The 13,398-nt window shown below is 66.2% G+C and carries 11 protein-coding genes; 6 read left to right on the top strand and 5 right to left on the bottom strand.

Annotation, left to right across the window (positions count from 1 at the left end; genetic code table 11):
• Positions 1-48: 48 nt before the first annotated feature.
• From WEA80_01490 to WEA80_01480, 3 genes are all read left to right on the top strand, one after another.
• Positions 49-780 carry a DUF1080 domain-containing protein gene (locus tag WEA80_01490; GenBank protein ID MEX1185248.1) on the top strand — a complete coding sequence of 244 codons (732 nt, stop codon included), beginning with the start codon at positions 49-51 and terminating at the stop codon, positions 778-780.
• Positions 777-1,967: a nucleoside permease gene (locus tag WEA80_01485; protein MEX1185247.1), complete on the top strand. Its 1,191-nt coding sequence runs from the start codon at positions 777-779 to the stop codon at positions 1,965-1,967. The genes WEA80_01490 and WEA80_01485 overlap by 4 nt, the downstream gene beginning before the upstream one ends.
• 122 nt (positions 1,968-2,089) lie before the next feature.
• Complete coding sequence (locus WEA80_01480; protein ID MEX1185246.1) at positions 2,090-2,533, top strand: four helix bundle protein; 444 nt, start codon at positions 2,090-2,092, stop codon at positions 2,531-2,533.
• Positions 2,534-2,658: 125 nt separating this feature from the next.
• Here WEA80_01480 and WEA80_01475 read toward each other — a convergent pair whose 3' ends face one another.
• From WEA80_01475 to WEA80_01460, 4 genes are all read right to left on the bottom strand, one after another.
• Positions 2,659-3,903 (bottom strand): Gfo/Idh/MocA family oxidoreductase, encoded by a 1,245-nt coding sequence (locus WEA80_01475; GenBank protein ID MEX1185245.1) that lies wholly within the window; start codon positions 3,901-3,903, stop codon positions 2,659-2,661.
• Complete coding sequence (locus WEA80_01470) at positions 3,900-4,523, bottom strand: gluconate 2-dehydrogenase subunit 3 family protein (protein MEX1185244.1); 624 nt, start codon at positions 4,521-4,523, stop codon at positions 3,900-3,902. The genes WEA80_01475 and WEA80_01470 overlap by 4 nt, the downstream gene beginning before the upstream one ends.
• Positions 4,520-6,205 carry a GMC family oxidoreductase gene (locus WEA80_01465; protein MEX1185243.1) on the bottom strand — a complete coding sequence of 562 codons (1,686 nt, stop codon included), beginning with the start codon at positions 6,203-6,205 and terminating at the stop codon, positions 4,520-4,522. The genes WEA80_01470 and WEA80_01465 overlap by 4 nt, the downstream gene beginning before the upstream one ends.
• An 83-nt stretch (positions 6,206-6,288) precedes the next feature.
• Positions 6,289-7,125, bottom strand: a complete 837-nt coding sequence (locus tag WEA80_01460; GenBank protein ID MEX1185242.1) for a sugar phosphate isomerase/epimerase — start codon at positions 7,123-7,125, stop codon at positions 6,289-6,291.
• A gap of 369 nt (positions 7,126-7,494) precedes the next feature.
• Here WEA80_01460 and WEA80_01455 point away from each other — a divergent pair, with 369 nt between their 5' ends.
• Complete coding sequence (locus WEA80_01455) at positions 7,495-8,277, top strand: Crp/Fnr family transcriptional regulator (protein MEX1185241.1); 783 nt, start codon at positions 7,495-7,497, stop codon at positions 8,275-8,277.
• A gap of 149 nt (positions 8,278-8,426) precedes the next feature.
• Here WEA80_01455 and WEA80_01450 read toward each other — a convergent pair whose 3' ends face one another.
• Complete coding sequence (locus WEA80_01450; protein ID MEX1185240.1) at positions 8,427-11,228, bottom strand: UPF0182 family protein; 2,802 nt, start codon at positions 11,226-11,228, stop codon at positions 8,427-8,429.
• Positions 11,229-11,406: 178 nt separating this feature from the next.
• Here WEA80_01450 and WEA80_01445 point away from each other — a divergent pair, with 178 nt between their 5' ends.
• Together WEA80_01445 and WEA80_01440 are read left to right on the top strand one after the other, a co-directional pair.
• The gene (locus WEA80_01445) at positions 11,407-12,702 is read left to right on the top strand and encodes a universal stress protein (protein MEX1185239.1); all 1,296 of its coding nucleotides are present in this window, start codon (positions 11,407-11,409) and stop codon (positions 12,700-12,702) included.
• A 15-nt stretch (positions 12,703-12,717) separates the two neighbouring features.
• On the top strand, positions 12,718-13,392 hold the full coding sequence (locus WEA80_01440; protein ID MEX1185238.1) for a response regulator transcription factor: 675 nt from the start codon (positions 12,718-12,720) through the stop codon (positions 13,390-13,392).
• Positions 13,393-13,398 lie beyond the last annotated feature (6 nt).

Raw genomic sequence — 13,398 nt, 5'->3', positions numbered from 1 at the left:
TCGCTCCCTTCGGAGTCGTAACTTGGCCGCGCCTCCTACCCGATAACCATGAATCGCAAAATTATGCAGTCGGCCGTGATCCTTCTGGGAGCTGCCGGTGCCGTCCTCTCAGCCTGCACGACGGCCCCCGCTTCTTCCGGCGATGATGCCGGGACCGTCTTGACTGCCGCCGAGCGCGCCGCGGGCTGGCGGAGTCTCTTCGACGGGAGCGATCTCGCCGCATGGCGCGGGTACCGCAAGCCGGGGCTGCCCGACGGCTGGCGGGTGGTCGACGGATCGCTCACGCTCGTGACCGCGGGCGCCGGCGACATCATCACCCGGGAGCAGTTCCGCACCTTCGACCTGCGGCTCGAGTGGAAAGTCGCTCCCGGCGGCAACAGCGGGATCTTCTACCGGGCGACCGAGGAAGGGAACTACATCTGGCAGAGCGCGAGCGAGATGCAGGTGCTGGACGACGAGCGCCACGCGGACGGGAAGTCGGAGCTGACCTCGGCCGGATCGAACTTCGCGCTGTATCCGGCCAGGCGCGGCGTGTCGCGCCCGGCCGGCGAATGGAATGCCGTGCGGCTGCTCGTGAACGGAAGCCACGTGGAGCACTGGCTCAACGGCGTGAAGGTGGTGGAATACGAGCTCGGCTCCCCCGAGTGGGAGGCGCGGGTGCGGGCGAGCAAGTTCGCGTCGATGCCGCTGTACGGAAGGGCGCCGCGGGGGCACATCGGGTTGCAGGACCACGGTGATCGGGTCGAGTTCCGCAACATCCGCATAAGGGTGCTGCCGTGAGCGTGCGCGCGCGGCTGTCGATCATGATGTTCCTGCAGTACTTCATCTGGGGGGCATGGTTCGTCACGCTGGGCACGTATCTCGGGACCACGCTCGCCTTCGACGGCACGCAGATCGGCCTCGCGTACGGCAGTCTGGCGATCGCGGCGATGGTCTCGCCGTTTTTCGTGGGAATGGTCGCCGACCGGTTCTTCGCGACCGAGAAGATGCTGGTCGCGCTGCACGTCGGCGGGGCGGTGCTGCTGTGGTACGCATCGACGATCGGCGACTTCGGAACGTTCTATCCCGTATTGATCCTGTACGCGCTGTTTTACATGCCGACGCTCGCGCTGTCCAACGCCATCTCGTTCGCGAACGTGGCGAGCTCGGCGAAAGAATTTCCGCGGATCCGCGTGCTGGGGACGATCGGGTGGATCGTCGCGGGAATTCTCGTCGGCCAGCTCGGACTGGAGGCGACCGCGGTGCCGATGCGGATCGCGGCCGGCGCGTCGCTGGTACTCGCGGCTTTCGCTCTTCTATTGCCACACACGCCGCCGAGCTCTGCGGGCCGCCCCTTGTCGGTGCGGGACGTGCTGGGGCTGGATGCGCTGTCGCTGATGCGCGACCGATCGTTCGCCGTGTTCGTGGTGGGGTCGTTCCTGCTGTGCATCCCGCTGCAGTTCTACTACGCGTTCACGAACCTGTTCCTGAACGAGATCGGCCTGCCGGAGCCGGCGAGCAAGATGACGCTCGGCCAGATGTCGGAGATCGCGTTCATGATCCTGCTGCCGTGGTTCCTGGTGCGGCTGGGCGTGAAGAAGATCATGCTGATCGGGATGGCCGCGTGGGCGGCGCGGTATTTCCTGTTCGCCAACGGCGGGCTGGGCGCGAACGTGTGGATGCTGTATCTCGGCATCCTGCTGCACGGCGTGTGCTACGATTTCTTTTTCGTGACGGGGCAGATCTACGTGGATCAGCAGGCGGGGGTGCGGATACGGGCGGCCGCGCAGGGGTTCATCGCATTCGTGACGATGGGGGTTGGAAACTTCATCGGGGCGTGGGCATCGGGGCGGATTGTGGAGCGGTACGCGGTGCCGGGAGGGCATGACTGGAATGCGATTTGGATGGTACCCGCTGTTGGTGCCGCGGTAATCCTCGTCGTTTTCGCACTGCTGTTCCGTCCGGCTCAGACCCAGCAAGCGGCTTAACTACGCTGCGTGCTGCGTGCTGCGGCCTGCGCCCTCGCAGGGTCCGTTGCACCGGAAATGATTGTGTTGCACCACTGGCAAAACGATTCGGGGAATTCGGGCCTCTCCATACAGGATTCGGGGTGGAGAGCGAGCCTGCCGAATTCAGGGAAGGGGAGCCGGGTCCGGTGCACGCTGGCGATCCGATCAGGCGGATGGCGGCGTACAGATTGGCGCTTGAAGTACTGGATTTTGCGTGGGCAGATGCCGCGACGGTCAGGACGCATCCGACGACAGCATTCATAGCGTCGCAGCTGTACCGGTCAGCGAGCTCGATCGGGGCGAACATCTGCGACGGATACAGTCGCAGCTCCGGAAAAGATCGAGTGCGGTTCTTCGAGTACGCGCTCAGCTCCGCCCGGGAATGTCGGTTTTGGTACCACGCTGCCAGGCACGTCCTCGAGCGAGCTGACTATGAGAAGCGCACTTCTCTACTGACACGCATCTGCCAGATCCTTCTCAAGGCCATTCCCAAGGAGCGCGACCGCGACATTCGCCCGGATCCAAACGGTGGTGAGGAACAGTGAACATGGATCGCGCACGGAGCCTGCGAGGACCCACGCCGCAGCGAGGGCGCAGGCCGCAGCACGCAGCACGCAGCATGTAGCGCCGGTAGCACGCAGCACGCAGCGCAGTTAGCACGCAGCGCAGTTCACCGCGGTCTCCACTTGCCGCGAGCGACTTCGGGCACGAAAGAATCCAGCCCCTTCGGCGGAAACTCCAACGTCCTTCCTTTCGCCGCACTCATGTACGCTGTCATCAAAATCTGCATGACTTCAACCCCGTCCTCGAACGTCAGCATCGGCTTCTCCCCCCGCAGAAACGTCCGCACGAAATGCCTGTTCTCCGCGGCGTAGCCGTACGCCGCAGCTTCGTCGGCGACGACGGGCATCAATCCCATCTCGGCGTTCTGCTTTTCCACCAGATCTTCACCCGCCTTTCCGCGCACTTCGCGGCTGAAGAACAGCTTGAGCCAGCTGTCGAGCGTGTTCCACGACATCGAGTACTCGGGACCGAGCAGCTCCGCCGACAGGCGCAGCCCCGCGCCGACGAAGCTCCAGGACGTCGTGACTTCGCCGATGAGAGTTTCGCCGGTGGATGCCTCGTATTCGATCGTCGCCCGCGCGAAATCCTCTGCGGGTCGGCGGCGGTAGTCTACGTCCTTGCCCATCGTGGCCCGCAGACGCCTGGCGTACTGCGGCCGCGTCCACTTGAGTGAAGCGACATGACCCGTGACGCGTACCGGCCGAATGGACGAGCGAGGCGCGCCGGGCTCGGTCAGCAGATGGCGCACGACCTCGACCGAGTGGCACATCATGTCGTTCAGCACTCCGCCGCCCTGCAGCGTCCCCTGCCAGAACCAGGGCATGTGCGGACCGCTGTGCTCCTCCGCGGCACGCGCGAGGTACGGGCGGCCGGTGAGGGCGGCGCCGCGCGCCCAGATCAGATCGCGCCCGCGCGTGATGTCCGGCGCGAACAACTGGTTCTCCAGGTAGCCCGTATTCAGGCCGACGCTCGCGGCGAGCCGGGCGACCTTCTTCGCCTCGGCGACGTTGCGCGCCAGCGGCTTCTCGCAGGCGAGCCCGCGCAGCTCGCCCTCTCCGCGCTCGATCGTCGAGACGATCTCCTCGACGTTGGCGATGCGCGCGTGGTTGGGGCCGCACAGCCAGATCGCGTCCACCGCCGGGTCGGCGACCATCTCACGGATCGACCGGAACGGCTTCGTGTCGCCCACCTCCAGCGCGCGGGCGTACGCCGCCGTGGCGGCCGCGTTCTTCCTGTTCGGGCTCCACACCCCGACCACGTCGGCGTCGCGCACGGCCGCGAACGCCTGGATGTGGAAGCGGGCGTTGAAGCCGCTCCCGACCAGCCCTATGCCGAGCCGCCCACCGCTCACTGAACCGGGATGCGCGTGTTCATGAGATCCTGCGACACGCCGAGCTTCGCCATCGCCTCGGCGGAGCACCCCTGCCAGTTCGGGTTGAACACGTTGCCCGCGTAGCGCACGTCCTGCCAGCCCATCGCGCTGGAGAAGAATCCGCCGGCGGTGAGATCGCGGAAGCGGGTGAAGAACGAGACGCCGTGGCTGTGCTCCGGCTTCGCGCGCGCGGGCCAGGCGACGTCGTCGAGCACGGCGCGCCGCTGCTCGTCGGTGCAGCGCGCGAAGGTCGCGCCGAACCGCTCGCGGCACTCGAAGTCGAGCCAGCCGAGCCCGCCGCGCATGGCGACTTTGCTCGATTCGGACGCGTCCTTGTCGGAGAACAGAAAGTCCATGTACTCCGGGACTTTCGCCTCGGTCGCGCTGCCCGACCGCTCGTCGCGCGGGATGATGTAGTCCACCAGCATCCGCACGGTCTCCCATTCACTGCTGGTGAAGAACGTGGGAGCGTAATTCTGTGCATCGGTCGCGAACGCGCGCCCCGCGCGCTCGAGCTGCGGCGGCGTGAGGTCCCACGCGAGAGCGAAGGGGAGCGCGGCCATCGCCTTGACCGCGTCGCGGCGGGTCACGTCGGTCATAGCGCCTTCGCCTTGATCTGGTCGCGGATGTAGTCCGACGTGCGCCATGCCAGCGCCATGATTGTCCACGTCGGGTTCTTGTCCGCCTGCGACACGAACGGACCGCCGTCGGCGACGAAGAGGTTCCTGCAGTCGTGCGCCTGGCAGTTCGAGTTGAGCACTGACGTCCTCGGGTCGTGTCCCATGCGCGTCCCGCCGAGCTCGTGGATGATCTGCCCGCCGGTCGCGATGTTGTAGTCCTGCTCCTTCGTGGGCATCGGGGAGAAGACTTGCCCGCCCATGTCGGCCACGAGGGCGCGGAACGTCTCCTGCATGTGCCGCACCTGGTTGATCTCGTGCTCGCTCCACTTCCAGTGGAAGCGCAGCACCGGAATCCCGAAGCGGTCCACGACGTTCGGGTCGATCTCGCAGTAGGAGTCGTCGTTCGGAATCATCTCGCCGCGGCCGGAGAAGCCGATCGTCGCGCCGTAATACTTGCGGTAGTCGTCCTTGAGCTGCTTGCCGTAGCCGCCGCCGCCCGGATAGCGGTGGATGCCGCCCATGAAGCCCGCGCCCGGCGCGCGGACCCCGCCCCACACCTCGATGTGGTAGCCGCGGGCGAAATCGAGCTTGCTGTTGTCCAGCCACCACGGCATGTACACGTGCATCCCGCCGGCGCCGTCCTCGTTGTGCGTGACGTGATTCTCCATCGCCGGTATGTAGCCGGCCACGTCGCTGCCGGTGGTGTCCGTGATGTACTTGCCGAGGGTGCCGCTGCCGTTGGCCAGGCCCTGCGGGAACAGCGGCGACTTCGAGTTCAGGAGGATCCGCGCCGACTCGAGCGCGCTCGCGGCGAGCACGACGACGCGGCCGCGCGCCTGCAGCTCCTCGCCGGTGAGCTTGTTGACGTACGACACCCCGGTCGCGAGGCCGTTCGGCGCGGTCGTCACCTCGCGCACCATGGCGTTGGTGAGCAACGTGAGCTTGCCCGTGGCCAGCGCCGGAGCGATGAAGACGTCGGGGCTGGAGAAGTTCGATCTTGTCGTGCAGCCGCGGCTGCACTGGCCGCAGTAATGACATGCGGGCCGCCCGTTGAGCGGCTGCGTGATGACGGAGCGGCGCGCGGGGATGCAGGTGATGTTGAGGTTGTCGCACGATTTCTTGACGAGCAACTCGTAGCAGCGCGGCGCCGGCGGCGGGTGAAAGATCCCGTCGGGCTCGTTGGGGATTCCTTCGCGGCTGCCGTAGATGCCGACGATTTTGTCCACTTCGTCGAAGTACGGGGCGACGTCGTCGTACGAGATGGGCCAGTCGTCGCCGAGCCCGTCGAGGGTCTTGCGCCTGAAATCGTCGGGGCCGAAGCGGAGGGAGATGCGGCCCCAGTGGTTGGTGCGGCCGCCGAGCATGCGCGCGCGCCACCAGAGGAAGCGCGAGCCGGGCGCGGTGGTGTACGGCTCACCCTCGATCTCCCAGCCGCCGTCGCAGGCGTCGAACTCGCCGAAGGGGCGGAGCCGGGTGGCCGCGCCGCGGCGGGGCGAAGCGTAATTCGGCACGAGCATCGGCGAGTCTTTCGAGGCGTACCACGGGCCTCCGGCCTCGAGCAACAGCACGTTGGCGCCGGCTTTCGTCAACGCGTAGGCCGCCATCCCTCCGCCCGCGCCGGACCCGACGATCACCACGTCATACATCGTGTTCTGAGTCATCTCTGCGGCTCGGGTTCGGGTTGTCCCCGTCAGAAACTACGAACGGCTCCGCGGGATGACTAGAACCGCCGCTCGCGGCGCCGTCAGATCCCGAGCGAGCGGAGGTGGCTCAGGCTCGTTCGCGCGCTGACAAACGCGTCGGCGGGGTCGTCGTGCTCGACGAAGAAGTGGCGGGCGCCGGCGGACCGCGCGGCGGGGATGATGCGCGACCAGTCTATCGTGCCGCCTCCCACGTCCGCCATGCGCCCGCTGGCGGTCCGGTCCTTCAGGTGTAGCGAGCTGTATCGCGCGGGATGCCGAGCGAGATACGCCAGCGGATCCTGGCCCGCATCGACCAGCCAGTACACATCCAGCTGCATCGTCACATACCGTGGGTCGGTCTCGGACAGTAGCACGTCATAGAGAAAGCCGTCGCCCGCTCTCGTGAAATCGTAGGTGTAATTGTGGTAGCCGAAGCGGACGCCAGAGGCCAGCGCCGCCTCACCCGCGCGGTTGAAGCGGTCGGCGAGTCGCTTGTAGCCGTCGGGCGTGCGGTGCGCGTCCGGCACCCAGGCGAAGATCAAATAATCGTGCCCCATCGCGGCCGCATTCGCGACCGTTCGAGCCCAATCGCCCTCGAGCTCCGGCATCCCGATGTGCGAGGACGGCGCCGCCAGCCCCGCGGCTCGCAGCGCCGAGCGCGCAGCGGCGGGGGAGTTGCCGTGGTACCCGGCAAATTCCACCTCGTCGTATCCGATCGCGGCGATGCGGGCGAGCGTGCCCGAAAAGTCCCGTGCCAGCTCCCGCCGCGCGGTGTAAAGCTGGAAGCCGAATCGCGCTCTCTTCGGCGCGGCTTCGACCGCCGCCGGCCGCAAGGCGATGGCGGCGCCGGCCGAAAGCAGCGCGTTGACGAATGCCCGCCGGCCGATCGCCCCGCCCATCACACGTCCGCCCTTCCACGACAGCCGGGAACCCGGCGAGCGGCATGCGCAGCCGCGAGGAGTGCGACGAGGCGGTTTTTCACTTCCGAGGCGCGTGGTAACATTGGTACAATCTCATCGTACGAAACCGATGGATTCCTCGCCGGGATGGCCTCTACGGTCACCGTGCGCGGATGCGGGAAAGGTTCCACCCGATTACGGTCGCATTTCGACTGTAAAACCGCTACACTGTCATGTATCGGACCGTGCCCACGTCGGGCTCCCCGGCCGAGCATTCAGAATCGACATCGGACAAGGTACCACTGGTCACCTTTGCCGTCCTCCTGGGTGGTTCCCCAAGCGCTCTGTACCGGCGCGCAGGAGTTGACGATGGAGACCCGTCCGAAGTTGGATCATTCCGAGGCCCCGCTCGAGAGAAACTCGCTGCTGCGCGCGCTGTCGCCGGAAGATTACGCGAAGGTAATGGAGCACGCGACAACCGTTCCGCTCCGCCTGCGGCAGGATCTCGTCGAGCCGGGCGAGGCGATGCGATACGCGTGGTTCCCGCAGAGCGGAATGCTGTCCATCGTCAACGACATGAACGACGGGAAGACCAGCATCGAGGTAGGCGTGATCGGGCGCGAGGGAGTCGCGGGTCTGGCCCTCTTTCACGGGCGTAAGACTCAGCCCCTGCGGATCCTGGTGCAGGTGGCCGGCGAGGCGAAGCGCATCCCGGCGGACGCCTTCAAGGCGGTCATCCGGCACGCCCCGACGCTCAGAGACGTCCTTCACCGCTATACGCTCGCGGTGCTGAATCAGGCGGGGCAGCAGGTAGCCTGCAACCGGCTGCATTCCCTGGAGCAACGCTGCGCGAAGTGGCTGCTGACGACGCACGATCACATGGACGCGCAGGAGCTGCCGCTCACCCAGGAGTTTCTCGCAATCATGCTCGGCGTGAGGCGTCCCGGGGTCACGGTGGCGGCTCAGTCGCTCCAGGACGCGGGTCTGATCAAGTACCGGCGGGGCCGCATCACGATCACCGACCGCTCCGGGCTCGAGCAGATCGCGTGTGAGTGCTACGGACGAATCCGCGAGGATTACGAGGAGCTGCTCGGCGATTTCATGATCCCACCGGCGCTTGCCCTGGAAGGACAACCGCTGCGAGTGGCGTAGATCCGGCAGACAGCAAACTGCCACATAGAACGGATAAGCGGCGAGCGGCCAGCTGGTAGCTGCCAGCTACGAGCAGTCTAGTCTTCGCTCGCAGCTGGAAGCTTCCAGCTGAAAGCTCGCAGCTTGGCAGTTCTAAGTGGCAGTTGTTCTCATTGCCTCATCTGACGCAGAACCTCGCCGAGGCGGCGAATCTCCTCCCCGTACGTAGCCCAGTCCCCATTGCGCTGCGCGGCGAGCGCCCGATCGTAGTGCTGTTGCGCCCGCTGCGTCAGCGTAGCAGCCGCGCCTGAAACGGGAGCGGGGGCCGTCGGAGTCGGAGCGGGCGGAGCTCCGGATATGGGCGCGTCCGCGCCGGAGACTTCTCGGTCCGCTCTCGCGGCGCGCGCGTCACCCTCCGCGCCGAACAGGCGCGCGAGCCCCTGGTCCAGAGTCTCCTCCATCACCACGTGGTTCTGGTACGCGACGATCACGCGCTTCATCTCCGGGATCGTGCCGCCGCGGGCGCGCGTGTACAGCGGCTGCACGTAGATGAGCGACTCCTCGATCGGGATGACGAGCAGCTCTCCCTTGATGACTTCCGAGCCGCTCTGATCCCACAGCGTCACTTGCCGTGAGATCTCGGTGTCCTGATTGATGCGGTTCATGATCTGGCGCGGCCCGAACACCAGCGACTGCTTCGGGAACCGGTACACCAGCAGCTCGCCGTACCGCTCGCCGTCGTTCCGCGCGACCATCCACGACGCGAGGTTGTCCTTGCCGCGGGGCGTGAACGGGCTCATGTAGATGTACTCGGCGGCCTGCTCCTCGGGCAGCCGCATGATCACGTGCCGCATGAACGGGTTCGCGCGCTCCGCCGTCACGACGCGCGGCATCTGCCATTGGTCCTCGCGGTGGTAGAACGTGTGCGCGTCCATCATGTGATAGGTCGTGTACATCGCCGTCTGCGCGTCGAAGAGGTCCGTCGGGTAGCGGATGTGCCGCCGCAGGTCGTCGGGCATCGCCGACAGCGGCTGGAAGATCCCGCCGAAGATGCGGCCATACGTCCGGATCAGCGGGTCCGCCGGATCGACCACGTACGCGGTGACTTTCCCGTCGAACGCGTCGATCACGACCTTGACGCTGTTGCGCATGTAGTTCACGCCGTCGGCCCGCGGCTGCGAGTACGGGTAGTTGCTGCTCGTCGTGTAGGCGTCCACGAACCACTTCAGCTCGCCGGCGTCGTTCAGGACCAGATACGGATCTCCGTCGAACGAGAGAAACGGCAGCGCCTTGCGCACCCGGCTCGGAATGTCGCGGTTGTACATGACGCGGCTCTGCGGCGTGACGTCGTTCGACAGCAGCAGCTTGAGCGACTGGAAGTGCCACGCGAACAGGAGCTTCTTCGCGAAGGACGAAATCGGGACGCCGCCGGTCCCCTTGTAGCTGGTGAAGATGTTGTCCTCGCCGGAGGGGTAGTCGAACTCCGGCTGGCCCGTGTTGACGAAGACGTAGCTGTCGGTCAGCTCCCCGAAGTAGATCTGCGGACGGGTCACTTTGAGCGAGATGACGGAGACGGGCGGCAGGTCCTTGATGAAGAGCACCGGGAGCCCTTCCTGCGTGACCTGGTTCACCGGAGCCATCGTGAGGCCCATCCCGTGCGTGAACGTCAGCCGCTCGTTGATGAAGGTCTTCGTCGGCAGCGAGCGCGTGTTGAGCTCTCTCGCCGACAGGTGGACCTGGCGGTAGCGGCCGTCGATCATGTACCGGTCGTCGTCCACGTTTATGAAGTCGTAGTACGTCCGGATCTCCTGCAGCGACCCGAACGTCTGGCTGAGCAGGTCGCGCTCCCAGAGCCGCACGTTCTCGATCGTCCCGGGATTGGCGGTGATGTCCGCCATGCTCAGCCGATCCTCCCCGCTCAGGTCGCGCGTTACCACCTTGTCGAGTCCCCACGCCTCGCGCGTGGCCTTGATGTGATGCCCGAGGTACGCGGTCTCGCGATTGAGCTCATTCGGCGCCACCAGCAGCTTCTGCATCGCGAACGGGAAGATCCCGCGCCCCACGATGGCGACCGCCAGGTACAGCGCGATCGCGAGGGTGCCGAACCAGACGAGCTTGCCCCGCACGACTCCCCAGAGGACGAGCGCGGCCGACAGCAGCGCGACCGCGGCGGAGACGTTGAGCGCGGGCCGGGTCGCGTGCGTGTCCGTGTAGCTCGCGCCGAACAGCGGCCCGGTCGTCGAGTACAGCAGTCCCGGTACGCGGACCGCCCAGAGGCGAATCGCGATCAGCAGGAACAGAAAAGCCAGCAATCCGCCCAGGTGAAACGCGGCGTTGCGCTCCACTGAAGTGCGCCGGGGAGGCAGAATGAGATCGCCGCGGACCCAGTACATCGCGGTCGTCACCAGCAGCGAGAGCACGGTCAGCGACACCAGCACGTTGAGCGCCGCGGCCGCGAGCGGCAGGGTGAACAGGTAGTAGCCGACGTCGCGGCCGAAGATCGGGTCCGCGGCTCCCACGGCGACGCCGTTCATCCCCTGCAGCACGGTGAGCCAGAGGGCTGAGAGCGAGATGCCGAACAGAAAGGCGAGCACCGCGGCGAGCGGGAGCGCCAGCTTCCCGATGATCGCTACGAGATCCACCGGCGGCCCGGTCGGGTTGGCGAGGAGGATCGGCTGCGTGACGGGACCACGCTGAGCCAGGCGCAGATTGCCGTACAGGAACGCGAACGTGAGCAGCCCGCCGATTCCGAAGAGCGCCGCGCGGGCGTTGAGGTCGGTCCAGAAGACCGTCGCGTACCCGATCTCCCTGAACCAGAGCCAATCAGTGATCGCGCCTACGAGCCACGGGATGAGCCCGAAGAAGAGCACGATGAACAGAACGATCCACTTTGCGAATCTCCGCCTCGGACGCGCGGGGAGCTGGCGGAAGGAGCCGAGGTCGATCGGGGGCTCGTGCGGGGGGGTGGTCATGGTAAAGAAACTAATCACGCAGGCGGGGTCGCGGACACCGCGGAGTAGGGGATTCTCCCCGCGCTCGCGTAAGGGAATGGCGGGACCAAATGCAGCGATACGCCGACATCGCTGGTGGCCCGACAATCATATCTTCTCTTCGGACCTCGAGGATCACCCGAGAGCTCTGGAGGCCGGTATGCCCGCGACCATTTCGCCCCAAGCGACAAACTCCTTCACCGAGCGCGCCCGGCGCGGGTCGTCCACGGCGCCCGATGTCCACGCGGGACCGATCCTGGTCGCTTCCGACGGCACTCCTGCCTCGACTCACGCGCTTTCCGCCGCAGCCGTTGTGGCTCGGGCGGTGGACGCGCCTGCCCAGGTGATCTCCGTCATGGAGCCGATCTCCGCGTATGTTCCGGCGGCCAACGTCCGCCCGATTCGTCCTCGCTGGGATGCCGCGCGTATTGAAGGAAGGCTTGCCGCGGTGCGGAACCAGAGCCGGATTGCCGGCGGCACGGACGACTGGACCATCGACGTCAAGCTGGGCGACCGCGCCCCGATCATTGCGCGGCTCGCTCGACAGCGGCAGGCACGCCTCCTAGTCATGGGAATGCACCGTCATACTGCGGCGGACCGATGGTTCGGCGGCGACACCGTTTTTGACGTCGTTCGTCTCGGCGACACTCCGATTCTGGTAGTGCCGCGCGCCATGGACGGCATGCCACGAACCGCGGTTATCGGCGTGGACCTCTTACCGTGGAGCGCTTCCGCCGCGCGCGAAGCGCTCGCGATCTTTCCAACTGTGACCACGGTGTATCTCGTGCACGTGACGGAGCCGGACGCAGAGTTTGAGTGCGCCGAGGATCGTGTAGAGTATTTCGCTGCCGTGCGCGATACGTTCGCGCAGCTCGGGAAGATTCTGGCCGGGGGCCCCGACAGGCGGATCATCCCAGTCGAACGCACGGGGAAACCGGCCTCCGAGCTCGTCGCTGTCGCGGGCGACGTCCACGCCGATCTTCTGGTGGTCGGAAGCCACCCGCGGGGCCTGTTCAAGCGGTTGGTCGCCGGCACCATGGCAACCCGCGTGCTGCGTGGAGCCGAGTGCCCGGTTCTTGTAGTTCCGCCGTCGCCGGGCGCAGATTTCCGGGACACTCGATCTTCCGCCGGCTTTTCACGGGAGGCCATGGCGGAGCGCGTTCGCGAGCTCAGCGCGCGCAACGCTGGAAGGCGCGTTCTTGTAGAGATCGACAACCCGGAGATAGGAGCGCAGGCCCTGGCGGTTGACTATACGCTGCAGGGGCTCGACTACGATCCACGGGACGGCCGGCTGCAGGTTTTTCTTGGCGGAGCGGACGGCAATGACGGACGGCACCTCACTCACACTATCGGGGAGCCAGAGAACGTGGACGCACTTCGGGGGACCGACGGGCTCGACCAGGTACTGCGCGTCACCGACAGGGCCGGCCAGATGCTCATCACCTTCTTGAGCTGACCGGGGCCAGCCACCATGCAACGCGTTCTGGTCATAGACGACGATCCCACCGTTACGAGCGTGCTGAAGCGCGGGCTCGCATATGAGGGGTACACGGTCGACACCGCGGAAGCGGGCGCAAAGGGCCTTACCATCGCGCGCGACCGCGCGCCCGATCTGGTGATCCTCGATGTCATGATGCCCGGCATCGATGGATTTGAGGTGCTCAAGAGACTGCGCAGTGCGGACGAGAAGCTGCCGGTGCTCATGCTGACGGCGCGCGATGCGCCGACGGATCAGGTGAAGGGGCTCGAAAGCGGCGCGGACGACTATATCGTAAAGCCGTTCACCTTCGCCGTGCTTGCCGCGCACGTAAAAGCGCTTCTCCGGCGCGGCGAGATTGACCACCCCGAGGTTCTTCGCTTTGCGGACTTGTCGCTCGACACGGGCACGCGTCGGGCGCATCGCGGCAACCGCGACATTGATCTCACGTCCACCGAGTACGAGGTCCTGCGGCAGTTTCTGCTGCATCCGCGTCGCGTGCTTCCCAAGCATTTTCTCATGGACCGTGTGTGGGGGTACGACGTCGAGGGCAGCTCCAACGTGCTCGAGGTCTACGTCAAGCAGCTTCGCAGGAAACTCGAGACGGCTGGTGAACACAGGCTGATCCACACCTTCCGCGGCACCGGTTACGCCTTGCGCGAGCCGTAGGCCGCG

It is taken from the genome of Gemmatimonadaceae bacterium (assembly GCA_040882285.1).
Lineage (GTDB): Bacteria > Gemmatimonadota > Gemmatimonadetes > Gemmatimonadales > Gemmatimonadaceae > JACDCY01.
Note: the sequence above shows the minus strand (reverse complement) of the source record. Positions and strands in the feature narration are given on the sequence as shown.

Excerpts from the sequence above, each read along its gene's own strand:
- WEA80_01490 (MEX1185248.1), top strand. The coding sequence starts at position 49 with ATGAATCGCAAAATTATGCAGTCGGCCGTGATCCTTCTGGGAGCTGCC.
- WEA80_01470 (MEX1185244.1), bottom strand. The coding sequence starts at position 4,523 with ATGACCGACGTGACCCGCCGCGACGCGGTCAAGGCGATGGCCGCGCTC.
- WEA80_01465 (MEX1185243.1), bottom strand. The coding sequence starts at position 6,205 with ATGACTCAGAACACGATGTATGACGTGGTGATCGTCGGGTCCGGCGCG.
- WEA80_01460 (MEX1185242.1), bottom strand. The coding sequence starts at position 7,125 with ATGGGCGGGGCGATCGGCCGGCGGGCATTCGTCAACGCGCTGCTTTCG.
- WEA80_01455 (MEX1185241.1), top strand. The coding sequence starts at position 7,495 with ATGGAGACCCGTCCGAAGTTGGATCATTCCGAGGCCCCGCTCGAGAGA.
- WEA80_01450 (MEX1185240.1), bottom strand. The coding sequence starts at position 11,228 with ATGACCACCCCCCCGCACGAGCCCCCGATCGACCTCGGCTCCTTCCGC.
- WEA80_01445 (MEX1185239.1), top strand. The coding sequence starts at position 11,407 with ATGCCCGCGACCATTTCGCCCCAAGCGACAAACTCCTTCACCGAGCGC.
- WEA80_01440 (MEX1185238.1), top strand. The coding sequence starts at position 12,718 with ATGCAACGCGTTCTGGTCATAGACGACGATCCCACCGTTACGAGCGTG.